The 26,317-nt window shown below is 72.0% G+C and carries 27 protein-coding genes; 5 read left to right on the top strand and 22 right to left on the bottom strand.

The window, feature by feature from the left end:
- Window positions 1–2: 2 nt before the first annotated feature.
- The 8 genes from VGD70_RS26265 to VGD70_RS26230 form a co-directional block, all read right to left on the bottom strand.
- Entirely contained in the window at window positions 3–455 is a 453-nt protein-coding gene (locus VGD70_RS26265; RefSeq protein WP_331085873.1) for a phage tail protein, read from the bottom strand.
- Between the two features lie 34 nt (window positions 456–489).
- A complete protein-coding gene (locus VGD70_RS26260) occupies window positions 490–957 on the bottom strand; it encodes a phage tail protein (protein ID WP_331085872.1) in 468 nt (155 codons plus the stop codon).
- Between the two features lie 10 nt (window positions 958–967).
- Window positions 968–3,151 (bottom strand): eCIS core domain-containing protein, encoded by a 2,184-nt coding sequence (locus VGD70_RS26255; RefSeq protein ID WP_331085870.1) that lies wholly within the window; start codon window positions 3,149–3,151, stop codon window positions 968–970.
- A 76-nt stretch (window positions 3,152–3,227) separates the two neighbouring features.
- Window positions 3,228–3,386, bottom strand: coding sequence for a DUF6760 family protein (locus VGD70_RS26250; protein ID WP_331085868.1), 159 nt, complete (start codon window positions 3,384–3,386; stop codon window positions 3,228–3,230).
- Window positions 3,383–3,781: a phage tail assembly protein gene (locus tag VGD70_RS26245; RefSeq protein WP_331085867.1), complete on the bottom strand. Its 399-nt coding sequence runs from the start codon at window positions 3,779–3,781 to the stop codon at window positions 3,383–3,385. The genes VGD70_RS26250 and VGD70_RS26245 overlap by 4 nt, the downstream gene beginning before the upstream one ends.
- On the bottom strand, window positions 3,778–4,236 hold the full coding sequence (locus VGD70_RS26240) for a phage tail protein (RefSeq protein WP_331085865.1): 459 nt from the start codon (window positions 4,234–4,236) through the stop codon (window positions 3,778–3,780). Before VGD70_RS26240 ends, VGD70_RS26245 begins: the two co-directional genes overlap by 4 nt.
- A 40-nt stretch (window positions 4,237–4,276) precedes the next feature.
- Window positions 4,277–5,815: a phage tail sheath family protein gene (locus VGD70_RS26235; protein WP_331085863.1), complete on the bottom strand. Its 1,539-nt coding sequence runs from the start codon at window positions 5,813–5,815 to the stop codon at window positions 4,277–4,279.
- Window positions 5,816–6,107: 292 nt separating this feature from the next.
- On the bottom strand, window positions 6,108–7,643 hold the full coding sequence (locus VGD70_RS26230) for a peptidoglycan-binding protein (protein ID WP_331085861.1): 1,536 nt from the start codon (window positions 7,641–7,643) through the stop codon (window positions 6,108–6,110).
- A 223-nt stretch (window positions 7,644–7,866) separates the two neighbouring features.
- On the opposite strand from VGD70_RS26230, the gene VGD70_RS26225 reads away from it, so the two are divergent.
- The 3 genes from VGD70_RS26225 to VGD70_RS26215 are packed head-to-tail and all read left to right on the top strand — an operon-like array spanning window position 7,867 to window position 9,579.
- On the top strand, window positions 7,867–8,475 hold the full coding sequence (locus VGD70_RS26225; protein ID WP_331085859.1) for a DUF4255 domain-containing protein: 609 nt from the start codon (window positions 7,867–7,869) through the stop codon (window positions 8,473–8,475).
- On the top strand, window positions 8,472–8,864 hold the full coding sequence (locus VGD70_RS26220; protein WP_331085856.1) for a PAAR domain-containing protein: 393 nt from the start codon (window positions 8,472–8,474) through the stop codon (window positions 8,862–8,864). The genes VGD70_RS26225 and VGD70_RS26220 overlap by 4 nt, the downstream gene beginning before the upstream one ends.
- A 25-nt stretch (window positions 8,865–8,889) precedes the next feature.
- Window positions 8,890–9,579, top strand: a complete 690-nt coding sequence (locus VGD70_RS26215) for a peptidoglycan-binding domain-containing protein (RefSeq protein WP_331085854.1) — start codon at window positions 8,890–8,892, stop codon at window positions 9,577–9,579.
- A gap of 22 nt (window positions 9,580–9,601) precedes the next feature.
- On the opposite strand, the gene VGD70_RS26210 is transcribed toward VGD70_RS26215, so the two are convergent.
- From VGD70_RS26210 to VGD70_RS26180, 7 genes are all read right to left on the bottom strand, one after another.
- Window positions 9,602–10,123: a hypothetical protein gene (locus tag VGD70_RS26210; protein ID WP_331085852.1), complete on the bottom strand. Its 522-nt coding sequence runs from the start codon at window positions 10,121–10,123 to the stop codon at window positions 9,602–9,604.
- A gap of 2 nt (window positions 10,124–10,125) precedes the next feature.
- On the bottom strand, window positions 10,126–11,040 hold the full coding sequence (locus VGD70_RS26205; protein ID WP_331085850.1) for a peptidoglycan-binding domain-containing protein: 915 nt from the start codon (window positions 11,038–11,040) through the stop codon (window positions 10,126–10,128).
- Between the two features lie 141 nt (window positions 11,041–11,181).
- A complete protein-coding gene (locus VGD70_RS26200) occupies window positions 11,182–11,994 on the bottom strand; it encodes a DUF4262 domain-containing protein (RefSeq protein WP_331085848.1) in 813 nt (270 codons plus the stop codon).
- Between the two features lie 36 nt (window positions 11,995–12,030).
- Entirely contained in the window at window positions 12,031–15,096 is a 3,066-nt protein-coding gene (locus tag VGD70_RS26195; protein ID WP_414638059.1) for a helix-turn-helix transcriptional regulator, read from the bottom strand.
- Entirely contained in the window at window positions 15,074–15,262 is a 189-nt protein-coding gene (locus VGD70_RS26190; protein ID WP_331085844.1) for a hypothetical protein, read from the bottom strand. Before VGD70_RS26190 ends, VGD70_RS26195 begins: the two co-directional genes overlap by 23 nt.
- A gap of 272 nt (window positions 15,263–15,534) precedes the next feature.
- Complete coding sequence (locus VGD70_RS26185; protein WP_331085842.1) at window positions 15,535–15,741, bottom strand: DUF397 domain-containing protein; 207 nt, start codon at window positions 15,739–15,741, stop codon at window positions 15,535–15,537.
- Window positions 15,742–15,765: 24 nt separating this feature from the next.
- Complete coding sequence (locus VGD70_RS26180) at window positions 15,766–16,614, bottom strand: helix-turn-helix transcriptional regulator (protein ID WP_331085893.1); 849 nt, start codon at window positions 16,612–16,614, stop codon at window positions 15,766–15,768.
- A gap of 332 nt (window positions 16,615–16,946) precedes the next feature.
- Between VGD70_RS26180 and VGD70_RS26175 the strand changes: the two genes are divergently transcribed.
- On the top strand, window positions 16,947–17,318 hold the full coding sequence (locus tag VGD70_RS26175) for a hypothetical protein (protein WP_331085840.1): 372 nt from the start codon (window positions 16,947–16,949) through the stop codon (window positions 17,316–17,318).
- Between the two features lie 154 nt (window positions 17,319–17,472).
- On the opposite strand, the gene dacB is transcribed toward VGD70_RS26175, so the two are convergent.
- The 7 genes from dacB to VGD70_RS26140 form a co-directional block, all read right to left on the bottom strand.
- Window positions 17,473–18,984, bottom strand: a complete 1,512-nt coding sequence (gene dacB / locus VGD70_RS26170; RefSeq protein WP_331085838.1) for a D-alanyl-D-alanine carboxypeptidase/D-alanyl-D-alanine endopeptidase — start codon at window positions 18,982–18,984, stop codon at window positions 17,473–17,475.
- Between the two features lie 154 nt (window positions 18,985–19,138).
- Window positions 19,139–20,068, bottom strand: coding sequence for an acyl-CoA thioesterase II (tesB, locus tag VGD70_RS26165; RefSeq protein WP_331085836.1), 930 nt, complete (start codon window positions 20,066–20,068; stop codon window positions 19,139–19,141).
- A gap of 29 nt (window positions 20,069–20,097) precedes the next feature.
- Window positions 20,098–21,522 (bottom strand): pyruvate kinase, encoded by a 1,425-nt coding sequence (pyk, locus tag VGD70_RS26160; protein ID WP_331085835.1) that lies wholly within the window; start codon window positions 21,520–21,522, stop codon window positions 20,098–20,100.
- 75 nt (window positions 21,523–21,597) lie between these two features.
- Window positions 21,598–22,275 carry a DUF2461 domain-containing protein gene (locus tag VGD70_RS26155; protein WP_331085833.1) on the bottom strand — a complete coding sequence of 226 codons (678 nt, stop codon included), beginning with the start codon at window positions 22,273–22,275 and terminating at the stop codon, window positions 21,598–21,600.
- Window positions 22,272–23,051, bottom strand: coding sequence for an aminotransferase class IV family protein (locus VGD70_RS26150; protein ID WP_331085831.1), 780 nt, complete (start codon window positions 23,049–23,051; stop codon window positions 22,272–22,274). The genes VGD70_RS26155 and VGD70_RS26150 overlap by 4 nt, the downstream gene beginning before the upstream one ends.
- Window positions 23,052–23,117: 66 nt before the next feature.
- Window positions 23,118–24,086, bottom strand: a complete 969-nt coding sequence (locus tag VGD70_RS26145) for a trypsin-like serine peptidase (RefSeq protein ID WP_414638058.1) — start codon at window positions 24,084–24,086, stop codon at window positions 23,118–23,120.
- A gap of 86 nt (window positions 24,087–24,172) precedes the next feature.
- Entirely contained in the window at window positions 24,173–24,862 is a 690-nt protein-coding gene (locus tag VGD70_RS26140; protein ID WP_331085829.1) for a hypothetical protein, read from the bottom strand.
- Window positions 24,863–24,928: 66 nt separating this feature from the next.
- On the opposite strand from VGD70_RS26140, the gene VGD70_RS26135 reads away from it, so the two are divergent.
- On the top strand, window positions 24,929–26,317 hold a 1,389-nt coding region (locus VGD70_RS26135), incomplete at its 3' end, for an aromatic amino acid ammonia-lyase (RefSeq protein ID WP_331085827.1).

Here is a 26,317-nt window from a genome sequence, read left to right as displayed (position 1 = left end):
CCTCACAGGAAGCCCTCGTGCACGAGCTTCAACTTCTCGATCGCGATGCCGAACGTCGACGCGGACAGCTCCGGCCCGTCCCACCCGGCCGGGTAGACGCCGCGCAGCGACCACGACGTGACCTTGTTGCCGTGCGAGTCGCACAGGGTGATGTGCGCGGTGCCGCCGCCGCCGCCCCGGAAGTCCTGCTTCATGTAGCTGGACACCTTGCCGCGCAACCAGTTCTGCACGTGCTCGGAGTCCTGGGCGTTCATCGCCCGCTCGAGCACGATCGGCTTGTACTCGATGATGTCGGGCAGGATCGGCTGGTACTCGTAGTTGCCGCCCTCGACGATCATCTTGGCCTTGAACTCGACGGCGAGCCCGGTGCACTTCGACCAGCCGCCGAGGTCGACGCCGTCGACGACGACCTTGAAGCGGGTCTGCAGGCCGAGCATCGCGCTCACGTTGACCACGATCGGTCCCCTCTCGACTGTCGCGGATGGACGGTCAGACGTTCAGCTTCCACTCGTCGCTCAGGAAGCCCTCGTGCTCCAGCTCCAGCGTCTCCACGGCGACCGTGCTGGAGCCGGCGTCCATCGAGGTGACCGACCACTTCTTGACGACCACGTTCTTGAGGTCCCAGGCCATGACCTTGTCCCCGCTCGAGTCGCACAGCGCGATCTGCACCTCGGCGTTGAGGTCGTGCTTCGTGGCGTTCTTCTCCAGCCACTTCTTGACCGTCTCGGTGTCGCCGGCGGCCGCGGCCCGGGTCAGCTTCACCCCGGTGTACTTGGTGTTGGCCGGCGCGAAGTACCGCTGGTTCCAGTCCTCGCCGGAGCGGTACTCCGGCACCTCCCAGCTGACGTCGAGGCCGTCGGCCTTGGCCCAGCTGCCGAGGTCCCAGCCACCGGGGGTCACCTTGACCTTGAACCGGTTGCCGAGGCCGATCTTCGACTGGTCGTTGAGTCCCACCATCGCTGTACTCCTAACGGAAATCGGTGAGCAGGCCGGCCCGCTCGCGGTCGATCAGCAGCTCCATGCGCAGCCGGCTGCGCAGGCGGTCGTAGAGCCGGGTGGAGAGGTCGTCGAGGTCGATCTTCTCCAGATCGATCTGCCCGTCCCGCAGCGCCGAGTCCTCCTCGCGCACCGGGTCCGGCGCGGGCGCCGGAGCGGGGACCGGCACCGGTTCGGGTGCCGGTTGCTGTTGCTGGCGCGGGGTTTCCGGCGCGGCGGCCGCGGGGGCCGGCCCGGTGATCGCCGGCTCGCCCGCGGAGGCGAGCGCGGTGGCCATCAGCATCGAGCGGTTGGTGGAGATCGCCAACTGCTCGGCGATGGCCTGCCGGATCTGCGCCGTCGTGGACTCGTCGAGCGTGGTGAGCGGCTGCTCGCCCTTGCTCGTGCGGTCGAGGTTGATCACCTGGAGGACCTGGTTGGCCATCTCCGACTCGGCCGCGCTCTCGGGCTGCCCCGCGGTCGGCACCGGCGCGGGCTCGGCCGGCGCGGACGCCGGCAGGGACAGCGGCAGCGCGCCGCCTGCCGAGAAGCCGGACCCGCCCAGGTCGGGGTTGGACCACGTCTCGAGCACCCGGGTCGCGCTGGCTGCGGCCGTCTGCTCGGAGATCGCGCCGATGTCCTGGCGGACGGGGTCGCTGAGCGTCGCGGCCGGCGGGGTCGGTGGCATCGCGGAGGTGACCTGGACGGGTGTCACCGAGCTGATCACCGGCTCCCCGGCGAGCGGGGCGAGCTGGACGCCGGCCGTGCGCGCCGCCTGGCCGATCACCTGGGTCAGCGACGGGTGCCGCAGCGGCGCGGGTGCGGGGGCGTGCCCACCGTGCTCGTGCTCGGCCGCGACCGCCTCGGCCTCGAGCGCCGCGCCGTCCGTAGTGGACAGTGCGGGCCCGAGCGTGCGCTGCTGGACCACGTGCACGAGCTCGTGGGCCAGCAGGCCGCGGGCCTTGGGCGTGTCGAGCGGGCCGGCCTCCTCGGGCAGGTACACCTGGGCGTCGCGGGTGAACGCGCGCGCGCCGAGGGTCCGCGCCTCGGCGGACGCCTCGGGGGTGCGGTGCACCGGCACGTCGGCGACGTCGACGCCGGTCCGGCCGCGGATCGCGTCGGCGAGCCCGGCCGGGACCTGCGTGGTGCCCTGCCGGGTGGCGGCCGGACGCTCGCGGCGGCCCTCGGCGCCCTTGTAGACCAGCGGGACCGCGGCCGGCTGGACCGGCTTCGCGGGGGGCTCCGGTGCGACCGCCTCCGCCGGCCGGACCGGCGGCGGAGGTGGGGGCGACGGCTTGTGCGACAGCGGCGGGGGCGGCGGCTGCGGCGGTGGTTGGGGCAGCGGCGGCTCCTCGCCCGCCTCCTCCTCGGCCGGCCGCTCGGCGGTCCGGGCCCGCTCCGCCGGCGGCGCCGGGACCGGAGCAGGGGTGGGGGCCGGGGTCGCGGCCGCCAGCCGCGGGGGCTCCGGCGGCGGCACCAGGTCCTGCTCGCCGGCCTTCTTGATCGGCGCGCCCAGGCCCAGCTTGCGGGACTGGCCCAGCGTCGCCCGCCGCTTCGGCCGCTCGAGCGGCAGCGTGGGCGTCACCCGCGCCGGCGGCTCCACAGTGGACTCCGGCGCGGGCACGGGTGCCTCGGACAGCCGGGTCGGCGGGAACACCGGACGCGGCGGCTCCGGGGTGGGCTCGGGCCGGCTCATGGGCAGGCCCAGCGGGTCGGGCTCGCCCTGGGTCAGCCAGGCCGGCGCGTACCGCAGCCAGCCGGGGGCTCGGTGCGGCTCGGCGGGCTCGCGCGGCGCACCGACGTAGGCCGAGGTCGCCTCGGTCAGCGGGGCCGGCGGGGTGGCCGGCACCGCGCGAACCGGCCGGTGGGTCATGGGCTCCGGCGCGGGCGGCAGCGGGGTGGCCACCACCGGCGTGCTGGGCTCGGGCTCGCGAGCGACGGTCCGGGCGAGGCCCTCGACCCGGCCCGCCTGGGTCGCGATCGGCGGGCCGTACACCAGCCGGCTGCCCGGCAGCGGCGCGAGCACCGGCGCCGGTCCCGTCACCAGCGGCGCGGTCGGCGCCACGGTGACGGGAAGCGGGGGCAGCGAGGCCCACTGCCGGCCCGGGCGCCGGGGCACCCCGGCCGCCGCGACGCCGGCCGGGCCGGTGCTCGGCTCGGCGTGCGTGGAGTCCACTGTGGACTCCACACGCTCATCCCTTCGCCGGAACGGCCAGCGCATCTCGCTCCCTTTCTCTCCCGTGGAGACCCGGTCAGTCCTCCGCGCCGAACCGCGTGTGGATCTTCCCGATCTCCGAGATCACTCGTTCCCGTACCGGATGCTCGAGGTCGAGAATCGAGTCGAGCGGCCAGTGCAGGTAGTAGGCGACGTACGCGACTTCCTCCCACACCCGGTCGGCCGCGTACGTCACGATCCCCCCGGCGCATCACCTGCGACATCCACCGCGAAGTCGTTGCCGCAGTGCGGGCAGCTGACCGCGACCTCGGTGTGCCCGTCGGCGTTGATGCGCCGGTACAGGTCCTGCAGGAACGCCAGGTCCGACGCGAAGAGGTTCTCCACGACGAAACTGTCCACGGCGGGCACCTCGCCCAGCGTGGTGACGGTCCGCTCCAGCAGCAGGACCGTGAGGTAGGCCGGGTTCTGCCGGGCCCGCTGGTCGGCCTGGGTGGTGATCTCGTCCCGCGCGGTGGCCAGGCGCATCACGCCCTCGCGGTGCACCCGGCCGTGCTCGTCGACGTAGCCGCGGGGCAACGTGAACGGGTACTCGATGCGCAGGCCGGTCTCCTGCGCCGCCGCCACCGTCACGCCGCCACGCGCTGGATGCGCTCGGCCACGATCGTGACCGTCTCCATCAGCACCTCGCTGGCGCCGGCCTTCAGCGCGCCGATCTCGAGCTTGGCGGGCCACGCGTGCTCCAGGTGGTAGCGCGCGACCGGCTTGCCGGCGGTGTCGTACATGACCAGCGAGCACGACTTGCGGGCCGCGACGATGTCACCCATGAGCACGGCCTCGTGCCACGCCCACAGCTCCATGCTCGAGTTCTTGCCCCGCTTGAGGACCAGCGTGGCGGGCTCGGTCTTGCCGGGCAGCTTCTTGAGGATGATCTCCTTGTCGCTGGACTCGATCAGCTCCACCGGCTTCACCTCGGTCGTGATGCCCTGCAGCTCGGAGAACGAGGCGATCTCGTAGCCGTCGATGGTGATCGAGAACCGGGCAGCGGTGATCGCGTCGTTGGGCTGGTTCGGGCCTAGTCCGGCCATGGCAAGGTCTCCTTAGGGTGTGCGCGGGGTGCTGGGTTGGTCATTCCTCGAGGCCCGCGCCCTCGGCGAACTGCGAGATGCGGAACACGACGAACTCGGCCGGCTTGACCGGGGCGATGCCGATCTCCACCGTGAGGATCCCGGCGTCGCGGTTCTCCGGCGGGTTGTTCTCCTCGTCGCACTTGACGAAGAAGGCCTGGGCGGGCGCGCGGCCGAACAGCGCGCCGTCGCGCCAGACGCGGCGCAGGAACATCGTCGCGGTGCGCTTGACCGAGTCCCACAACTTGGGGTCGTTCGGCTCGAACACCACCCAGTTGGTGCCCTGCAGGATGGACTTCTCGACGTAGTTGAACAGGCGGCGGACGTTGAGGTAGCGCCACTCCGGGTCGCTGGACAGCGTTCGCGCGCCCCACACCCGGATGCCCTGGCCGCGGAAGCTGCGGATGCAGTTCACGCCGATCGGGTTCAGCACGTCGTGCTCGCCCTTGGTGATGTTGAGCTCGAGGGTGACCGCGCCGCGCACGACCTCGTTGGCCGGCGCCTTGTGCACGCCCCGGCTCGCGTCGTTGCGCGCCCAGATGCCAGCCATCGCACCCGACGGCGGCACGAAGACCTGCTTGCCGGCCACCGGGTCGGCGACCTTGATCCACGGCCAGTACATCGCCGCGTACTTCGAGTCGTAGCCGGTGACGTCCATCCGCCAGTCCTTGACCTCCTGGGCCTTGAGCCCGGGCGGGGTGTCGAGGATGGCGATCCGGTCGGCCATCAGCTCGCAGTGCGCGATCATCGCGAGCTGCACGGCCTTGACGTCCTCGATGGACAGTGCGCCGTGCTGGTAGGCGGCCATCAGGTCCGGCACGCAGAGCATGGTGACCTCGTCGATGGCCTCGAGGCCGCCGAACCCGGTGCGGTCGGAGGAGTTGCCGACGTAGTCGTTGGCGCCGACCTTCGCCGGCGACGGGGCCGGGGTGCCGAGCGTGATCTCGCCGGTCCTGGGCAGCGACAGCGCCTTGCCCTTGGTCTCCTCGATGAGGATGAGCTTCGACTGCTGGCGCACCACGGTGGCGACGTTGTTGGGGCCGCGCTTGGTGGTGACGTTGTCGAACGTCTCGACCGGCTGGCCGCCCTGCTTGACGACGAGCTTGAAGTTGTCCTCGGCCTCCTCGCTGGCCGACGCGACCTCGACGGTGAGGTCGCCGGAGTCCACCGCCCGCGCGGAGATCGTCAGCGCCGGCTTGCCGTCGCCGGCGGCCGGAAGCTCCGCGGCCGGCAGCACGACGTGCCCGTTGCCCTCGCTCGCCGCGTTCCCGCCGCCACCTCCGACGCGCACGACGTACGCGGTGCCGCCGCCGTTCTGGAAGTAGCCGTACACGGCGTGCGCGAGGTAGTAGTTCTCGACGAAGTCACCGAAGTTGTGCTTGAACTGCGTCCAGTTGGTGACGAGCACGGGCTCGTGCAAGGGGCCACGCTCGGCGAATCCCACGAAGGCGGCGACCGCGGTGCCGACGGCCTCGATCGGCCGCGAACCCGAGGAAACTTCCTCCATGTACACACCGGGCGCGAGGTAACTGCTGGCCATCTCGGGTGTCTCCCTCGTTGCTTTGGTGAGCGTCGCCGACCGCCTGTCACGACCTGCCGGCTACGACTGATCCTGTTGCTGTTGCCCCTGTGCCGCAGTCGTTCGCCGGGCGAGGCATCGGGCATGCCGAACCGCCCCTTCGGGCGGCCGACAGTCCTGGTCGGGGGTCCGGCGGGCACCACAGTGGGCCGCCAGACCAGTTTGGGTCGGGGTGGCGAGGTGCCGATCGGGCCGGCACCGGCTCGGGTCGGCCGGTGGCCCGGCGCCGTGGGGGCACCGGGCCGGTGAGTCGTCAATGGCTCGGGGCCGTGTGCTCCCCGTGGACCGACGGGTCGTGCGGGCCGTGCTTCTCCTCGCTGTAACTGCCGTGCAGCGACTCGTCGAACTGGCCGTGGATCTCCACGCTGAACACGCCGTGGATCTGCGGGTCGTACTCGCCGTGGATCTCCGGGTGGTACGGGCCGTGCATCTCCGGGTGGTACTGCCCGTGGATCTCCGGGTGGTAGGGCCCGTGCAGCTCCGGGTGGAAGTCGCCGTGCAGCTCCAGGTGGAACTGGCCGTGCTGCTCGGGGTGGTACTGCCCGTGCATCTCGGGGTGGTACTGGCCGTGCAGCTGCGGGTGGAACTGACCGTGCAGCTCGTTGTGGTACTCACCGTGGGACTGCGGGTGGAACTGCCCGTGCATCTCCGGGTGGAAGTCGCCGTGCCAGCCCGGGTGGTACTGGCCGTGCAGCTCCGGGTGGAACTGGCCGTGGGACTCCGGGTGGTACTGCCCGTGCATCTCCGGGTGGTAGGGCCCGTGCATCTCGGGGTGGTAGGAGCCGTGCAGGCCGGGGTGGTACTGGCCGTGGGTCTCGGGGTGGAACTGGCCATGGGTCTGCGGGTGGAACTGCCCGTGGTTGTCCGGGTGGTACTCCCCGTGCGTCGACGGGTGGTACGGCCCTTCCGGCTGACCGCCCTGGGCGTGGTCCGGGATGTCCACGCCCATGCCGTGCTTCTCCTCGGCGGGGGTGAACAGGCTCTGCATCTTCGCCTCGGTCTCCGGGCCGACCAGGCCGTCCACCTTCAACCCGTGCTGCTGCTGGAACTGCAGCGTCGCGTCGTGCGTGGCGGAGCCGAAGTCGCCGTCGACGGTGAGGCCGGCGTTGATGGTCTGGTTCAGCTGGGTCTGCCAGCGAGCGACCTCCTGGCCGTGGCTGCCCCGCTTGAGGTACACGTCGTGGCCGTGCCCGCCACCGCCACCGCCGCCACCGGGCGTGTGCGCCGGAGGCTTCTTCTTCTCGTGCTTGTCCGGGTCGTCCGGGTGGATCGGGTCCACATGGGACGGTGTGGGGGCGGCGACCTGCTCGAGGGTGTAGTCGAAGTGCGCTTCCTGCGAGCCGTGCCCGGCCTGGTCGTGCTTGGTGTAGCTCGACGCCGTCGGCCCGGCCAGCGAGGAGCTCCCCGTGTTCGCCGTCTCGTACTTGGGGTTGTCCCAGACCATGGTCCAGGTGTTGCCGCCGACGTTGTAGGTGACGCTGCCCTGCGACCCGGCCGCGGACGTGCCGCCCACCGCGGTGCTGCTGTGCCGGAACGTGCCGGTCGAGTGGGGCGCGACGCTCACCGGCGGGTTGTCGTCGAAGCCGCCGTAGTCGGAGTGCTGGGCGGCGAGCGTCATGGCTTGGTCGGTCTGGTTGTTGACCCTGATGTGGCTGACGTTCGGCTTCACGAACTCGGCGGCCACGTGCTCGGCCGCGTCCTTCGCCAGGCCCGCAGCGGCTCCGGCGACCCCGCTGGCGGCTCCGGCCGCAGCACCCTCCGCCGCCGCACCTGCAGCAGGTGCACTCATCGCTGAACTCCTTCTTTCCTACCGTCCGCGAGCCGTCCGTCACGGCTCACCGGTCCGCCCAGAATCCGCCGTGGGGACCGAGCCGGGCCATCGCCAACGTCCGCGACCATCGGGCGCATTCACGTGCCCCATCAGGCAGCTGCCCCTTCGGGCAACCGATGCGCGCTGAAAGGACGGGCGCCCGCCCGTGGGCGCAGGGGCGCCGCGAGTCGAGACTGGGCTGGTGATCACCGACGTCGACGAGGCCCTCTGCGTGTTGCTCGGCCGGTCGCTGCCGGCCGGCACGATGGTTCGGCTCGACCCGCCGAGGCCCACCTGGGAGACCGAGCGCCCGTCCAACGCGATCGACCTGTTCCTCTACGGGCTGCGCGACGACCAGAGCGGCCGCGAGTCCGGCTGGGACGAGACCCGCGACGCCCGCGGCACCGTGCTGGCCCGGCGCGACCCGGTCCGCCGCTGCGTGCTGTCCTACCTGGTCACCGCGCGCGCACCCAAGATCAACGAGGAGCACCTGCTGCTCGGCATCGCGCTGCGCACGATGATCTTCACCGACCAGCTGCCGCCGGACTGCATGCCGGAGACGCTCTCGGGCCTCGGCCAGCCGGTGCTCATCCGGGTGGCGGAGTCCGACCCGGGCACGCTGTGGAGCAACCTCGGCATGCCGGCCCGCGCGGCGTTCGCGATCACGGTCAGCGCGCCGTTCGTGCCCACCGCGGACACCGACCTGGCGAAGCCGGCCGAGAAGATCCGCCTGGAGTCGGGCCAGAACGTGGCCCAGCCCCGCGGCCCACTGGCCCCGGCCGAGCCCAAACGCTGGGTGCGTACCCCGTGAGTCCCGCCGCGAAGCAGGGGGACAAGGTCGTCGGCACCGACATCCACATCATCATGATCCCCTCCCCCGGCGGGCCGGTGCCGACGCCGCTGCCGCACCCGTTCACCGGCACGATCACCGGCGCCTGCAGCCCCAACGTCCTGATCGGCGGCATGCCCGCGGCGACCCTGGGCAGCACGGCCACCAACATGCCGCCGCACATCCCGCAGGGCGGGCCCTTCCAGCTCCCGCCCACCAACACCGGGATCGTGATGAAGGGCAGCGCCACCGTGCTGATCAACAACAAGCCGGCCGCGCGGACCGGCGACACGGTCAACACCTGCAACGATCCCGCACCCGCGCCGACCAGCTCGATCGTCGCGGTGAGCACGGTGCTCATCGGCGGGTGACGGCACGCACTGGAGGAGATCACCCATGGCGGAGACGGCCAAGAAGGCGCCCACCATCTCGATGCACGAGAACAGCGACAACATCGGCTGGGTCATGTACCTGCAGCAGATGCTGAACTACTTCTACAAGATCCAGGTCGTCACCGAGGACGGCGTCTACGGGCCGACGACCGACAACGCGGTCTCGCACTTCCGGGAGCTGCACCAGTACAGCGGCCCGGCGGTGGTGGACGCGGAGATCTGGAAGCTGCTCGGGCACGAGGAGAAGCAGCTGGAGAACGTGGACAAGCAGGCGACGCTCGTCCCGTGCACCGACGCGTCGCTGTGCTGGGCGGCCGCGCTCGCCACCGTGCTCAACGCGAAGGGTGGCGGCAGCAAGGATGCCGCCGCCATCCGCACCGAGGTCCACGCGGGGGACTCGGTGGCCGCCCACCAGGCCCACGACTACGGCGTGCAGCTCGGCCTGTCCCCGATCAACTGCAACCTCGACGACCCGCCGAGCTGGTCCTCGGTGCTCAAGACGCACGGCCCGGCCTGGTTCGCGCCGTCCGACAACCACTTCGTCGTCGTCTCCGGGATCCGCAAGCAGGAGGACGCGGTGCAGATCCACGTGCTCGACCCGCTCGCGCAGGAGCATTGGACGACGTTCGACGAGTTCAAAACCACCTTCGGGATCACCGAGCAGGCCGAGTCCGAGCTGCTGGTCGCCGGCTGAGCCGCGCGCCGGCCCCGGTTGGTCAGACGCCTTCGCCGGCGACCAGCCGGGCCGGCGCGATCGGCACCGCGACGAGCACGACCACGCCGATCGAGGCCAGGGCGCCGTCGTGCTGGACGAACGCGGGGGCCGAGCTCGCGCGACCCTTGGTGGCCACCTCGAGCGAGTAGCCCGCGGTGCCGCGCACGGTCACCTCGGCCGAGTCGCAGCGCTGGCCGAAGTCGATCTCGCACCGGCCGGCGAAGGAAACCCCGGTGTCCGGGAACTCGTGGCGCAGCTGGGTGAACACGTGTCCCGCGGTGGACGTGATCGCGGGGGTGGCCGAGCCGAGGCCACGCACCATCACCCCGCTCGCCATGCCCCGCAGGGCCTTCAGCGCGCAGGCCCGGATCGTCTCGTCGTCCACAGTGGACTCGGTGGCCCGGCCGACGACGTCGAGGTCGCCGGTGAGCAGGAGCTCGATGCGGATGCCGAGGTGGCCGATGTCCACGGCCGCGCCCGCGACCGGGGTCTCCGGCAAGCGGTAGCGGAATACGTGGTCCATGGCTAGGCGCCGAGCAGGATCAGGCTGGCCCCGCCGGTCTCCGGCGCGAGGGCGATCGCGAACGCGGCGACGAGCACGACGAGGCCGACCGCGGCGAGGTCCTGGGCGTGGTGCTCGACCCAGCTGGGCGCGGTGTCGGTGGCCGGCGCCTCCTCGCGCTGGACGTGCGGGGTGACGGTCACCTGGAGCTTGTAGCCGACCTGGCCGGTGACCTTCGCGTGGCCGTGGTCGGTCGCGACCTCGTAGTCCAGGTGCGCGCTGCCGCTGAACTCGATGCGGTTCGGGGTGAGCGGGCCCGCCGAGACCTGGAGGAACTCGGTGCCGACGGCGGCGGAGAGGCCAGGGCTGCCGGAGCCGAGGTTGCTGACCGACAGGCCGTTGGTGAGCCCGTCGAGCGCGGCGCCGGCGGCGAGGCTGAGCCCGTGCTGGTCGAGCGTGGCGCCGGCCGGGCCGTGCGGGAAGGCCACGGTGGACTCGCCGGTGAGGGTGAGCTCGAGCTCGACGAGGGCCGCGCCGGCGTCCACCGCGGCGCTCGCGATGGGGATGTCGGGCCAGCTGTACTTGAGCGCGGGGGCACCGCCCTCGCTGAACGACGCGGGGTGCTGGTCGGCGTGGACGCCGGTGCCGTGCAGCGCGCCCGCGTGGTCGGCGGCGGCGTGGTCGGGGTGGCCGGCCGGGTGCGGCTGGGCGGCCGGGGCGGCGGTGCCGGTGAGGGTGGCCCAGGTGGGGGCGTCGGCCACGCCGGTGGGGCGCAGTCCCTGCTGGCGCTGGAAGTGCCGCACGACGGCTTCGAGGGCGGCGTCGAACTCGCCGCTCTCCGCGGTGACGGACTGCCGGTAGTGGTGGTTGAGCGACTGCTGCAGGTACAGCACCCATTCACCGCTGCCGCCGGTGCGCAGCTCCGGTTCACTCGCCATGCGAGAACGCTATGTCCTCAGCGAACCCGGGACGGATGACCGATCGGGCAGAGAAACGGGCGGTCTCCCCGAGCGGCGCTCACGAACCCCGTTGCTCCCAACGAAACCGCACCGTCACACCGAAACCTGATCGGGTGAATCTCAGCCGGGATGGAGCGGGGAGCGGGCCCAGTTCCCGTCCGGCTGCTGCCAGGCCGCGTGGCCGCGGGGCAGGTCGGCGAAGTCGCGGATGTGCGGGTGGTCGGACACGAGGTGGCGCAGGTGCACCATGCCCAGGTCGTCCTCGCCGCGCACCGTGACGGCGTCGAGGAACTCCCACCGGCCGTCGTGGGTGTGGACGACGCCGGCGATCGCGGCCTCGCCACGGATGACCCGCTTCGAGCCGACGACCAGCTCGTTGATCCCCGCGTCCGGGAACGGCGAGTCCGACAGCTCGGCCAGCCGCGTCCACCCGCCCGGCGGGTGGTCGGCCTTCGGCAGCCACAGCAACGGTTGGTGGGCGCGACACCGCTGTCCCGCACCGGGCTCCCACGGGAACACGCCGTGCCGGTCCGGCCAGATGAGCTGCAGCACCGGCGGCGCCGAGCGGTAGAAGTCCAGCGCCACCCCGAACAGGTCGCCGTGCCAGGACTCGTGGACCGCCCGGACCATCACCGGGAACCCGTCGAGCACCCCGAGCCGCGGCCCGACGGCGAGCGCCTGACCGGCCGCGACCTGCTGGCCGACCGCGTTGATCCACGCGTGCATGTCGCGCCCCCGCAGCCCGAACATGCACACCTCGGGACCGCGCATGCTGTGCCACATGCCGACGGAGTACGCCCACCCCGGCAGCTCGTGCTCCTCGGCCACGGCGACGACGCTCCAGCCGTGCTCCTGGACCTGCCACACCATGTTGAGGTCCTGCGAGCCGAGCCCGTCGGGCACCGCGCAGATCCAGCAGTGGCAGTCCTCCACCCGCAAAAGCCTAGAGGGCGGCCACGACAACGCCGCCTACGGCGCCGGGGCCTCCAGCAACCCCTTGTCGTAGGCGATCGCGACCGCCTCCGCCCGCCGGGTCGCGCCGAGCTTCGCCATGATCCGGGACAGGTGCACGCTGACGGTCTTCTCGCTGATGTACAGCTCCTCGCCCACCTGCCGGTTGGTCCGCCCCAGCGCCACCAGGCCCAGCACCGACCGCTCGCGCGGGGTGAACGGGTCGAGCGTCTCGCGGGGCGCGGGACCGTCGCCGACGGGCACCCGCGCGCGCCGGGCGAGCCGGCGGATCGCGTCGTGCAGCGGGCGGGCGCCGAGCCGCTCGGCGACCGCGTCGGCGGCCCGCAGCGCGGCCGCGGCCTCCTCGCGCCGGTCCGCCCGCAGCAGCGCCTCACCCAGGCGCCACCGGCAGATCGCCTGCTCGTAGACCGCGCCGTAGCCGAACGCCTCGGCCGCCGCGCGCCACAGGTCCGGCGAGGCGTCCCCACGCAGCCGGGACAGCTCCGCCTCCGCCCGCGCCAGCCAGGCCAGCCCCTCGGGCCCGAGCGCGCCGGTGCGCGGCCGGCCGTAGCGGGCGGTGTTCCGCGCGTGCTCGAACAGCCGCTCGCCCTCCTCGACGGCGGCCCGGTGCTCGCCGTCCTCGCGCCGCCGCAGCGCCCGCTCGGCCAGCTCCGTGCACAGCGCCACCCCGAGCGCGCCGAGCCGGATGCCGACCAGCATCCACTGGCCGCCGACCCGCTCGGCCCACGCCAGCGCCTCCCGCACCACGGCCACGCCGTCCTCGGGCCGGCCCTGCCAGAACGCGAGCTCCGCCGCGGCGACCCCCATGGCCGCGCCGATCTGGAAGTCCCGGTGCCACTCCGACCTGAGGTCGGCCGCGAGCCGAGCCGCCTCGGCGAGCCGGCCGCGGCTCACCATCACGTGGCTGCCGACCGCCGCGAGCCGCGCCGACACCGTGCTGGACACCCGGCGCCCCGGCGGCTCCGCGGCCACCTCGCTCTGGTCCCAGTCGCCGCTCGCGTACCGGGTGGTCACCTTCATCGCCCGCAGCTCGAAGCCGTAGGTACCCCAGGTGAGCCCGCTGCTCTTCGCCCGCTCGACGCCCTCGTCGATGATCCGCATCGCCGGGTCGAGGTCGCCCTGCTCGTAGTAGTTCATGCCCAGGTAGTGCAGCGCCCGCAGCTCCACCATCGGCGAGTCGTCGGCCACCGCCAGCCGCCGCGCCTCCCGCAGCCGCTCCCGGCCCTGCTCGACCCGCCCCTCGGTCTCGTCGAGCGCGCCCAGCGTGATCAGCGCGTCGGCCTCCACGCCCGGCTCGCCGGCCACCCGCGCGTCCCGCACGGCGAGCTCGGCGAACGTCCGCGCTTCGGCGGGCTCGCGCATGCCGCGCAGGATCGACGCGTAGACCGCGAGCACCCAGGCCTTCTCGCAGGTGGCCGGCAGGTCCTCGACGAGCTCCCAGGCCCGCACGATCACCTGGCGCGCCTCTTCCTCCTTGCCCTCCACGACGAACAGCGCCGACGCGAGCCGGCGCCGGGTCATCGCGGCGGCCTCGGGGTTGTCGGAGGCGTCGGTGAGCTTGACCGCCTGCCGGGCGAACGCGACCGCCCGCTCCGGCTCGCCCGCGCTGCCGGCCACGTGCGAGGCCTCGCGCAGCAACGCGGCCTCGTCGGCGCCGGCCGGCCGGTCCTCGGGCGCGACCGCGTCCCACAGCTTGAGCCCGCGCTCCAGGTGGTGCAGCGACTCGATGGGCGCGCCCGAGGACTTGGCCTCCTGCGCCGCCTCGATGGACGCGGCGAGCGCCTGCGGCAGCTGGTGGCTCTCGATGCTGTGGTGGGCGAGCGCGGCCGCGATCCCGCGCTGCCCGCGCTCCGCGGCCAGGTGCGTGGCGTAGGCGGCGTGCAGCCGGACCCGCTCGCCGGGCAGCAGGTCGCCGTAGACGGCCTCCCGCAGCAGCGCGTGCCGGAACGCGTAGACCTCGACGCGCTGGTCCAGGGCGGCCACGAGCACGTGGTGCTGCACGGCCTCGCGCAGCGCCTCCTCGAGCTCGGGCTCGGACAGGCCAGCGGCCTCGTGCAGCATCATGTGCGGGGCCCGCCGGCCGGCGACCGACGCCACCCGGATGACCCGCTGCGCGCCCTCGGACAGCCGCTCGACGCGGGACAGCAGCACGTCGACGAGCGTGGCGGGCAGGCCCGCGCCGTTCTCGGTGTAGGCGGCGAGGAGCTCCTCGGCGAAGAACGCGTTGCCCTCCGAGCGGCCGGCGACCTCGCGGACCATGTCCTCGGGCAGCAGCTCCTCGGCGAGCGCGACGACGAACGTGCGGGAGTCGGCCTCGTCGAACGGGTTGAGCTCGAGCCGCTCGGTGGCCGGCAGCCGGACGAGCTCGGCCAGCAGCGGCCGCAGCGGGTGCCGGCGGTGCAGGTCGTCGCCGCGGTAGGTGCCGACGATCAGCAGCCGCTGCTCGCGCAGCCGGGAGACGAGGAAGGCCAGCAGCCGCCGGGTGGAGCCGTCCGCCCAGTGCAGGTCCTCCAGCACCAGCACGACGGCCGAGTCGGCGGCGAGCTCGGTGAGCAGCGCGTGGACGGCGTCGAAGAGCTGCAGCTGGCCGACGTCCTGCTCGGCGCGGCCGCCCGTGCGTGCGCCCGCGCCGGCGACGACCGCGCCGACACCGGCCATGCCACCGCCGCCCCCGGGCCTCTCGCCGGTGGGCAGGATCGCGTCGGGGAAGAGCCGGACCAGCGCCGGGTGCGCGCGCAGGGCCTGCGCACGGTCGGGCAGCTGGGCCATCGCCTCGACGAACGGGAGGTAGGGCAGGCCGGTCTCGCCGGCGTCCAGGCAGCGCCCGGTGAGCACGACGGCGTCCTTCTCGCGGGCCAGCACCGCCAGCTCGTCGGTCAGCCGGGTCTTGCCGACGCCCGCGTCCCCGGAGACGAGCAGGGCCGCCGCGGACCCCGCGGCGGCCTGGTCGAACGCGGCCCGCAACCGACCGAGCTCCCGGTCGCGTGCCACCAGGGGGATACCGGAACCGAGGCGCGCCACGCACGCATGCTCGCACACCTCAGGCGGCCAGTGGCGGCCCATTAACCTCGGTCGATGCCTCGCCGGTGTGCTCGTGGTCGAACAGCCGCTGGTACCAGGGGCGGTGCAGCCGCCGCACCGCGCGCACGTGCTCGAGGGCGGCCCCGGTGAGGGCCCGCTCGACCCGGTAGTCCATCTCGGCCCGGACGATCTCCGGAGTCACGTTCATCTCGATCTCCTCTGCTGGTCGCTGAGGTCGAGATTCGTCCTGAGGCCCCAGGCGCGGCATCGGAAGGTCACGCACTGCCGGCGTGCGGGGGGCCTTACCCGGCGGCGACTGCCGTAAGGGGTGAGGTAAGGGATGGCCTGCGGCGCTGAGGCGCCCGCGTAAGGCCGGGGAAGAAGCCGGTGCTCCAGGGTCTGGAGAGCACCTGGCTAGGTGATCACTAATCAATCATCTGATCTTGAAAGGTGAAGAGCCGGCGCAGGCCGGGGGGACGGTCAGGCGTTGTCGAGACGTCCCTCCTTCATGACTCCCATGAAGGCATTCCATCCCGTTCCGTCGAACGCGATGTGGCCAGCCTCCGGGTTCTTGGAGTCACGCACCGCTGCGCCGATCCTGGCCACGACAAGCTCGACACAGTCGTTACCCGCACCGCTACGGCTGCTCTTGCGCCAGATGGCGCCTGTCAGGTCAGAAACGGTCACCCTCTGCTCCTCTCGAAATCGACGCTAGGCGAGCCGGTCGGCCGCCCGCTCTACCATTACGACGGTATCGTCAGGTTTCAACGCCGCCGCACGCAAATGGTCAAACATCAACGTATACCGGTGCACGTCAGACGGCTGTTCCAAGTAGACACCAGATGTCGTGTTCTCGACATAGACCACATCCGGATCGGCCTGTTCGGGGAAGCCGAGGATGAGGAACGGGCATTCCATACCGGCATGCGCCCCGGCCGCGAACGGCACCACCTGAAGCGTAACGTGCGGGAGCGCTCCGAGCTCGAGCATTCGCTCGAGCTGGGCCCGCATGATCTCCGGGCTGCCCACCGTGCGGTGCAGCACCGCCTCGTCGAGCACCGCCCAGTACGCCGGCGGATGCGGGTCCGTGAGCAGCTTCTGCCTGGTCAGTCGGGCCTTCACCCGTCGCTCCACATCGGCCTCGGTCGAGTCCGGGCGGATCGCGCGGTGGACCGCGCGGGTGTAGGCCTCGGTCTGCATCAGCCCCGGCACCAGCAGCGCCTGGTGGGTGTGCAGCGAGGACGCGTCGGACTCCAGGCCCACGAAGGAGCCCGTGAACACCTCGTTGTAGGCGTGCCACCAGCCCTTCTTGCGGGCCTCGCGCGACAGCTGGACCAGCGCCTCGCGCTCGTCGTCCTCGATGCCGTACACCTCGAGCATGTCCCGGACGTCGCGCGGGGTGACCCCCACGTGGCCGGTCTCGATGCGACTGATCTTGGAGGCCGAACACTCGAGCTTCTCACCGACCTCGTCGATGGTCAGCTCGGCGGCCTCGCGGAGCCGGCGCAGCTCGCTGGCGAGCCGCCGGCGGCGCACCGTCGGGCTGGGACCTCGTGCCACCCGGATCACCTCACCTTGGTCGAAGGTTGGTCTGGACCGATGCTCTCACCTGAGCTCCGAGCAATCGTCGGGCAATCCCGGAAACCACGCTCAGAATGCATGCACACGGTAATCAACTCCACTGCGGCCAGATCCGCATCACCCGATCGGGTAATGCAACTTGCAAAATGCGGGTGTCTCGTCGCAAGCTGCTAATCGAGTCGAAGGCGTCAGCCGAAGACACGCCTGACCAAAGCACCCTGGGGCTGCAAATTGACGCACGAACCGCGAAGCCGCAACTCGGACTCGCCCAGGTTAGCGCCCTGCTACCGCCGACCCCGACGGGAGTCACGGTGAGTAGTCCGATCTTCGGTCAGCTGGAGTCGTCGCTGGCCGAGTACCTGGCCGACATCACCCACCGCGCCCAGTTCGGCGACGAGCACACGGCCGCGACCGTGGCCCGCTTCGAGCTGCCCCGCCTCGTCGAGGCGCTCAAGGCGGTCCTCGACGAGCACGAGCCCGACCAGTTCGGCCGTTGCCCGAGCTGCCGCACCAGCCGCTTCGGCCGCACCCCCGCGCCGTGCCGCGCCTACCTGTCCGCGCACCTGTGCCTGCTGGCCACCGACGACGAGCCCACGGCCGTCGAGGTGACCACGCCGATGCGCCGGCCCGTGGTGCTCGCCGAGCCGTCGAGCTTCGGCATGCTCAACGCCCCTGGCTGCTGAGCCTCTTCCGGACCACGAGCGCGGGGCTCCCCCCGAACCCGCCGCTCGTTGTCGGACGACCTGTCTCCCCCACTTCTCCCCCGGGTCGTCCGGCGTAGCGACGGGCCCGGGATCGTCCCCCGAACGATCCCGGGCCCGTCGCATTTCTCCGTTCTCAGCAGGCCTTGACCCAGCTGCACTCCAGGTCGGCCCGGTTGTTGGCGCCCTGCCGCTCACCCGGCGCGACCTGCGGCGCCCGCGCGACGGCCGCACCGCTCCCGGCGGAGGCGAGCCGGATCGCGACCGCGTCCTCCACCTTCTTGGTGTCGATGCCGATGGTGTTGTTGGTGACCATCGAGAAGACGAGCCGCTCGCCCGCCGCCGTGTCGACGTAGCCGGACAGCCCGCTGACGCCGGTCAGCGAGCCGGTCTTCGCGTGCACGGCGCCCTCGGCGGCGGTGCCCCGCATGCGGTTGCGCAGCGTGCCGCCGACCAGCCGGTCGGCCTTCCCGGCGACCGGCAGTGCCGAGAACCACGTCGGGAACCACGGCCGGCTGGTCGCGCCGGCGAGCAGCGCGGCCAGCTGATCGGGTGCGATCTGGTCCATCCGGGACAGCCCCGACCCGTCGACGAGGGACAGCCGTCCCTGCACCCCGAAGCCCGCGAGGGTCGCGGAGATCGCGTTCCGGCCGGCGGTCCAGCTGCCCTGCCCGGCGGTGGCCCGGCCCATGGCCTTGGTGAGAATCTCGGCGTGGAGGTTGTTGCTGAGCTTGAGGAACGGCACGAGGAACTGGCTCAGCGGCATCGAGTCACGCGTCGCCAGTGTCGTGGCGCCGGCCGGGGTGGCGCCGCGGGTGGTCGGACCTGCGACCCGGACGCCGTGGGCCTTGAGTGCGTCGCGGAACAGGGCGGTCGCGTAGCCGGTCGGCTCCCAGACGGCCATCCACTCTGACGTCGCGGCCCCGCCGGCGGGGATCGAGCCGGTGATGGTGAAGGTGTTGCTCCCGTGCGCGCGGTCGACGGAGATCGTGTTGGCGGAGCCGGGCGCGCCGGTGGTGGCGGTGCTGTCGAGCGTCACGTACCCGGTAGGCGGCACGGTCGTCACGGTGGCCTTCGCGCCGTTCGCGCCCGGGCTCACCTTGACGACGATCGAGCCGGCGTCGTAGTCGGTGTCCGGCGCCGCGGTGAGGGCGGAGACCTGCGCGTTGTAGTAATAAGGTTCGTCGTCCCAGGCCCACCCGAGCCCGAGGCGCGTGTCGTCGAACCAGGTGTCGTCGGCGACGAGCTTGCCGCGCACGAACGTGATCCCCTTGTCGGCGACCTGTTTCGCGAGCGCGTCGTAACCGGCGGCGAGCACGGTCGGGTCGCCGGTGCCCTTGAGGTAGAGATCGCCGTCGAGGACGTCCTCCTTCTGCCGAGCGGCCGAGGCGACGGTGGTGGTGAACCGGTAGTCGGGCCCGAGCACCTCCATGGCGGCGGCCGACGTGACGAGCTTGGCGTTGGAGGCCGGTTGCTGGCGGCGGTCACTACTGCGCTGGTAGACGATCTCGCCGCCCACCGTCCGGACGACGAGCCCCACATCGGCCCCGGCGAGCCCCGGATCAGCGAGAATGCCGTCCAGATCGCTCCCCAGACCGCCTCGATCCTGGGCGGCCACCGGCGAGACGGACCCCACGGCGCCGATCACCAGAACCAGCCCGGCAAGCAGAACGAACGGACGTAAACGACGGCTCTTCACAGCAACTCCCGGGTGCAGGGGGCGATTGGTGAGAAATCCTCCTACTCAGGGAGAGCGATGACAATCACCAACGAAGAGCAACCGGGCGGCGCAGCGCGGACGGTCAGTCGAGGATCCGCAACAGCCCCTCCTGCACGACGGTCGCGATCAACGTCCCGTCCGCCGCGAAGAACCGCCCGGTAGCCAACCCCCGAGCCCCAGAAGCACTGGGCGAGACACAGTCGTAGAGGAACCACTCGTCAGCCCGAAACGGCCGATGGAACCACAACGCGTGATCGAGACTGGCGCCCAGGACGTTGTCGAGCCCCCAATAAGCCCCGTGCCGCACCAGGATCGAGTCCAGCAGCGTCATGTCCGACGCGTACGTCAGCACACAGACATGGAGCAGCTCGTCATCCGGCAGCCGCCCGTCCGCACGCATCCACACCTGCGACCGGGCCTCGCTCGGCCCGCGCTCCCGCAGCTCCCACGGCGGCACGGTCACGTACCGGACGTCGATGGGCCGCGGCAGCTTCGCGAACTCACCCAGCTTGTCGGCGAACTTGTCCATCGTCTCGGCACGGGTGGGCAGCGACTCGGGAGACGGCACGTCGGGCATCGGCTCGGCGTGCTCGACGCCTGACTCGGGCTCGTGGAACGACGCGGACAGGGCGAAGATCGCCTTCCCGCGCTGGATCGCGATCACCCGGCGCGTCGTGAACGAGCGGCCGTCGCGGATGCGGTCGACCTCGTACACGATCGGGATGCTCGGATCGCCGGGGCGGATGAAGTACGCGTGCAGCGAGTGCACCTTGCGTGACGACGGCACGGTCCGGCCGGCGGCGACCAGCGCCTGGCCGGCCACCTGGCCGCCGAACACCCGGACCGGCGACTGCGCGGGCGAGACCCCGCGGAAGATGTTCTCCTCGATCCGCTCCAGGTCGAGCAGCGCGACCAGCCGGTCGAGCACCGGCTGGCCGTGCACGATCCCGTCCGGGGCACCGGCGCGCAGCTCGGCCAGGTCCGCGGCCGCCTGCCGAGCCGCTTCGGTCATGCGCCACCCCTCAACACCGGCGGACCGGCTCAGGCGTGGTCTTCCTCCCCGAGCCGGTGGACCCGGATGAGGTTAGTCGAGCCCACGGTCCCGGGCGGCGACCCGGCGACCACGACCACGAGATCACCCTGCTGGTACCGCCCGATCGACAGCATCGAGGTGTCCACCTGGCGCACCATGAGGTCGGTCGAGTCGACCTCCGGCACCATGAACGTCTCGACGCCCCAGGTCAGCGTCAGCTGGCTGCGGACAGCCGGGGTCGGGGTGAACGCCAGCAGCGGCAGGTGGGTGTGCAGCCGGGCCAGCCGCCGGACGGTGTCACCGGACTGCGTGAACGCGACCAGCGCCTTGGCGTTGAGCCGCTCACCGATGTCCCGCGCCGCGTAGGACAGCACGCCCCGCTTGGTCCGCGGCACGTGCGTCAGCGGCGGCACCACGACGGACTCGGCCTCGACCGCCTCGACGATCCGGCCCATCGTGCGGACCGTCTCGATCGGGTACCGGCCGACGCTGGACTCGCCGGACAGCATCACCGCGTCGGCGCCGTCGAGCACCGCGTTGGCCACGTCGGACACCTCGGCCCGGGTCGGCCGGGAGTTGTTGATCATGGACTCCAGCATCTGGGTTGCCACGATCACCGGCTTCGCGTTCTCGCGCGCGATCTGGATCGTCCGCTTCTGCACCAGCGGCACCTGCTCGAGCGGCAGCTCGACACCCAGGTCACCGCGGGCCACCATCACGCCGTCGAAGGCCAGCACGATCGCCTCGAGGTTCGAGACGGCCTCGGGCTTCTCCAGCTTGGCGATCACCGGCAGCCGCCCGTGCCCGACCCGGTCCATCACCTGGTGCACCAGGTCGATGTCGGCCGGGGACCGGACGAAGGACAGCGCCACGAAGTCCACCCCGAGCTGGAGCGCGAACTCCAGGTCCTCGATGTCCTTCTCCGACATCGCCGGCACCGACACGTCCATGCCCGGCAGCGAGATGCCCTTGTTGTTGCTGACCTTGCCGCCCTCGGTGACCTCGCAGACCACGTCCGGCCCCTCGATCGCGATGACGGTCAGGCCGACGTTGCCGTCGTCCACCAGCAGCCGGTCGCCCGGCTTCGCGTCCTTGGCCAGGCCCTTGTAGGTGGTGGACACGCGATCGTGGGTGCCTTCGACGTCCTCGACGGTGATCCGGACGATGTCACCCGCGCGCCACTCGACCGGGCCGCCGGCGAACGTGCCGAGGCGGATCTTCGGTCCCTGCAGGTCGGCCAGGATGCCAACCGCGCGGCCGGACTCGTCCGAGGCGGCCCGTACCAGGTCGTAGACCTGCTTGTGGTCGCCATGGCTGCCATGGCTGAAGTTCATCCTGGCGACGTCCATGCCGGCCGCGACCAGGTCGCGCACCTTCTCCGCGGTCGCTGTCGCAGGCCCCAGAGTGCATACAATCTTCGCTCGTCGACTCACGGGTACGTAGCCTAGCGCTGTTCGCTGGAACGATCCCGAAGTACCGAGCAGTAATACCCTGATCGATCCAGAAAGTTAGCGCCGCGTTTGCTCGGTGATCCCGACATGGTCACGTGCCCACTCGTTGAAGGCCCGCACCGCCCGCCACGCCTTGCGCACCCGGTCGAGCAGCCCGCGCTCGTGCAGCACGTCGTCCGGCGGCCAGGTCCGCACCGCGTACATCGAGCGGTATCGCAGCAGGTCCAGGCGCGGGTGGTCGGCCGGGTAGCCGCGCGGCCTCGTCTGCAGCTGGTCGCCCTGGATCGCCCAGCCGGCCTTCTCGAGCTTGCCGAGGATCTTCCGCAGCGCCTCGCCGTGGATCTCCTCGCCGACCGCGGTGCGGAACCGGGCGAGCTGGTCGGACTGCAGGTGGAAGCAGCCACCGCCGGTCCGCACACCCTCCGGGCTGAGCTCGACGTAGTACGCGCCCGCGCCGCGGCCGGGCTCGATGACGCCGCCGCAGTGGGTCTTGTAGGGCGTCTTGTCCTTGGCGAACCGGATGTCGCGGTAGGGCCGGAACACGGTCGCCCTGCCGAAGTCGGTGGCGAACTCGGCGGTCAGCTCGGCGAGCAGCGCCTCCATCGGCTCGCGCACGTCGGCCTGGTAGGTGGCCTTGTTGTCGGTCCAGTAGGACTTGGAGTTGTCGGCGACGAGCCCGTCGTAGAAGTCGACCGCGTGCTCGCCGAAACCCTCGAACCGCCTCGTGGTCGTCACAGGACCTCCCCCGGGATCTCCTCGTACGCCTCGGCCAGCAGCCGGGCGACCGCCTCGTCGCCGGGAAACCGCACGTCGTCGACCGACCCGAGCACCTGGACCGGCGCGAGCGCGTTGCTGGCGAAGGCCGCCCGGAAGCGCGGCAGGTCCGCCGGCGTGACGGGCCGCGTCTCGACCGGGACGCCGCGCGCGGTCAGCGCGTCCCGCAGCAGATGCATGGCGACCCCCGGCAGCGCGGGCGCGCTCGGCCAGACCACGGTGTCGCCGTCGAGGAAGCCGACGTTCCAGGCCGAGCCCTCGCTGATCTCGCCGTCCCTGTTGACGAACAGGGCGTCGTCGAAGCCCCGCCGCCGGGCGAGCCGGGACTGGTGGAACAGTCCGAACGTGCCGACGTGCTTGACCTGCGGCAGGTCCCGCTCGTACGCGACCGTGCCGACCCGCAGCGGCGACCCGGCCCGCGCCGGCAGCGGGCGAACGGTGACCAGCAGGCTCGGCTCGTGCTCGTCGACGTCCGGGTCGAGGTCGCGGGCGAACACGTTGACCTTGGCGTAGAGCGGGCCGTCGCGGCCCTCGACCGCCTCGCGGACCCGCGCGCGGACGAGGTCGGCGTCGAGGCCGCGGCCGAAGACCTCGCGGGCGTCGCGGTCCAGCCGCTCGAGGTGCAGGCCCAGGCCGCGCACCCGGCCGCCGTCGACGCGCATGGACGTGAAGTGGCCGTAGTTGACCATGGCGAGCGTGCGCAGGTCGTCAGTCAGGTCATCGGGGAGAGTCGTCATCGCCGGCCAGACTAAGCGTTGGCGGGTGGCACCCCGAGGGGCACCACCCGCCAGCGGATGCGGGACTCAGGCGGCCCGCGCGGTGTTGTAGACGCCCTGGGCGTCGGCGCCGAAGTACGGGCCGAACATCCAGATCGAGACGAGGTTGATCTTGTAGCTGTTCACCGAGTTCTGGATCCCGGTGCCGGTGCCCTCGTTGAAGCCGAGGAACCACGGCCCTCCGCTCGCGCCACCGGTCATGTCACAGGTCAGGCCGATGCCGTCGCTGATCAGCGCGTTGAACGTGGGGCCGCTGCAGTAGATCATCTTCGTGCCGTCGTACGGGGACGCCGCCGGCCAGCCGAACGCGTACATCGACTGCACGCGTGCCTGGTTGAACGCGATGCCCTGGCCACCGACCACGTCGGTGAGGCTCCGCCCGTTCAGCGGGCTGACCACCGCGGCGCCGACGTCGTAGTTGATGTCCTCGCTCGCCACCCACTGCGGGGTGGAGAACGTGGCCTTCGCCGTCCAGGTGCCGTAGGGCGCGTTGCCGTTGTTGTACGCGGGCACGAACACCCAGTTGGTGTGCCAGGCGCCGGCCAGCTTCACGCAGTGCCCGGCGGTCATCACGACGCTCTTGTTGCCGCTGGTCACCGCGTTGCCGCTGCACGAGGCCCGCCGGCCGGCGTAGGTGAAGAACACCCGGCCCGCGGTCTTCTGCACCGCGCCCCCGCCGGTCCAGGCGCCGCCCGTCTGGGGAAGCGCCAGCGGGAGCAGGCCGTCGAGCAGCGAGTCGGTCGGCTGCACGACCTGCGGGGCGCCGCGCCGGACGTCCCGGGTGAGGGCGGACGCGTCCGCCTTCGGCAGGAGCCGGTCGAGTGGAACGGCGTTGCGCATCGCCTCGGGTGTCCACGTGGTCGCGTCGACCGCGCCGAGCCGGTGCACCGTCACCGACGCCGCGGTGGGCGCGGCCGCCGCCGTGGGGCTCGCGAACACCGCCACCGCCAGCCCGCTCGTCACCACGGCGACAGCGGTCCGCCAGATACGTTTCACAAGTACCTACCTTTCGGTCACCCCATCAGGGGTCATCCGTGCAGGGGATAGGTTGTCGCCGGTTCAACGAGAGAAAGGCGCGCGAGTTACCCGAACAGGCTCGGTAGGTGGCACAGCGTGGTGTGCAGCGTGACGAGCAGGTCGATGTCGAGGAACCACGGCCGGCCAAGCAACTTCGGGTGCTCAGTGGACTCCAGCACGCGCAGCTCGCACCGGTCGCCGAGGATGGGCAGCAGCGTGATCGGGCCGGCCCGGACCGGCTCGCGGGCCAGCTCTCCCCCGGTGGCCAGCCACAGCGCGTGAGCGAACGCGGTCGCCTGATCGGGGGTCAGGTCGGGTTCCCAGCGCGCGTCCCGGTCGGCCTCGATGGAGTCCCAGGTGGACTCGTAGCGCTGCTCGTCGAAGTAGTTGTAGGTGACTTCCAGGACCAGCACCGCGTCCCACCAGTACACCTCGACGAGGTGCAGGTGGTCGAGGTCGCGGCCGGAGCGGCGGAACGCGGGCAGCCGGGCGGCGCCGAGCGCGGCCGCGCACGCGGCGGCCGGCGTGCGTACCGACGGTCCATCCTGGACGGTCCCGTCGATGGCGGCGGAGACGACCGCGGCGTCCACCCAGCGCTCGCCGAGCACGAGCACCTCGGCGAAGGGCCCGGTGCTGGTGCGGACCACGCGCACCGCGCGACCGTCCATGGTGAACTCCGCCGTGGTGCCGGGGGTGTGCCGGAACCCCAGCACGGCAAGGCGATCAGCCAGGTGGTCGACGGTGTCCGAGGGCATCCCGGCGATGCTATCGACGGGACGTCCACAATGGCGCCAGTTGACAGTATTCGTACGGGAGCGCCGATGGGTGATCGTGAGCTGGTGGTGGACGGGCGGACGCTGGGCTGCGCGGACGTCGAACGCGTCGCCGACAACGACCTGACCGTCCGGGTCGCCCGCGAGGCGCTCCGGCGGGCCGAGGACGCGTGGACGCTGGTGACCGAGCTGTCCGCGCGGCGGGAGATCTACGGCCGGACCACCGGCGTCGGGGCCAACCGCGACCTCACCGTCGACGAGGACGCGGGCCCCGAGCACGGCCGGCGGCTCCTGCGCAGCCACGCCGGCGGCACCGGCGCGCCCATGCTGGCCCGGCAGGTCCGGGCGATGCTCGTGATCCGGCTCAACCAGCTGGCCGCCGGCGGGTCGGGCGCGCACCCGCGGCTGCTCGACGCGCTGGCCACCGCGCTGACCGCGGGCGCGGTCCCGCTCGTGCACCGCACCGGCGCCATCGGCACCGGCGACCTGACCGCGCTGGCCGAGACCGCGCTGACGCTGTCCGGCGAGCGGCCGTGGGCCACCGGGTCGCTGCCGCCGGTCGCGCTGGACACCAGCGACGCGCTGGCGTTCATGAGCTCGAACGCCGCCACCCTCGCCGACGCGGTGCTGTCGGCCCTGGAGCTGGACCGGCTGCTGCGGGCGAGCCACGCCGTGGCCGCACTGTCCTATGTGGTCCTCGGCGGCTCCCCGGAGGCGTACGCGACGCCCGTGCACGAGGCGCGCCCGCACCCGGGCCAGGTCCGGTGTGCCGCCGAGCTGCGCCGGTTGCTGGGGATGGCCGGCGTGCCGCAGCCCGGCCGGCGGATCCAGGATCCCTATGGCCTGCGGGCGTTTCCGCAGGTGCAGGGCCCGGCGCTGGACGCGCTGGACTACCTCCGCCGTGTGCTGACGATCGAGATCAACGCGTCGACGGAGAACCCGATGGTCTCGCTCTCGGCGGGTGAGGTGTTCCACCACGCGCACTTCCACCTGGCGTACGTGGCGGTCGCGCTGGACCAGGCCCGCGCGACGGTGCACCACGTGGCAGAGCTGTCGGCCACCCGCCTCGGGGACCTCGTCGAGCCGTCGTTCACCGACCTGCCGGCGTTCCTGGCGTCGGGCCCGCCGGGCAGCTCAGGGGTGATGATCCTGGAGTACGTGGCCCACGACGCGCTGGCGACACTGCGCCAGGCCGCGCTGCCGGTGACCCTGGGCACCGCGATCGTCTCCCGCGGCGTCGAGGACCACGCGAGCTTCGCGACCCAGGCAGCCCGCCAGGCCGGCGAGGCGGCGGCCGCCTACCGGCAGGTGCTGGCGTGCGAGCTGGTGGCCGCGGTCCGCGCCCTGCGCATGCGCCCGGCGGAGATGCTGGACCTCCCGATCCGCGAGGCCTTCGACCTGGCGGACGCGGTCCTCGACCCTGACCTGGCGGACCGT

Origin of the sequence: Actinophytocola sp., assembly GCF_036402745.1 — a bacterium.
Classification (GTDB): Bacteria; Actinomycetota; Actinomycetes; order Mycobacteriales; family Pseudonocardiaceae; genus Actinophytocola.
This window is presented reverse-complemented; position numbering and strand designations above follow the sequence as displayed.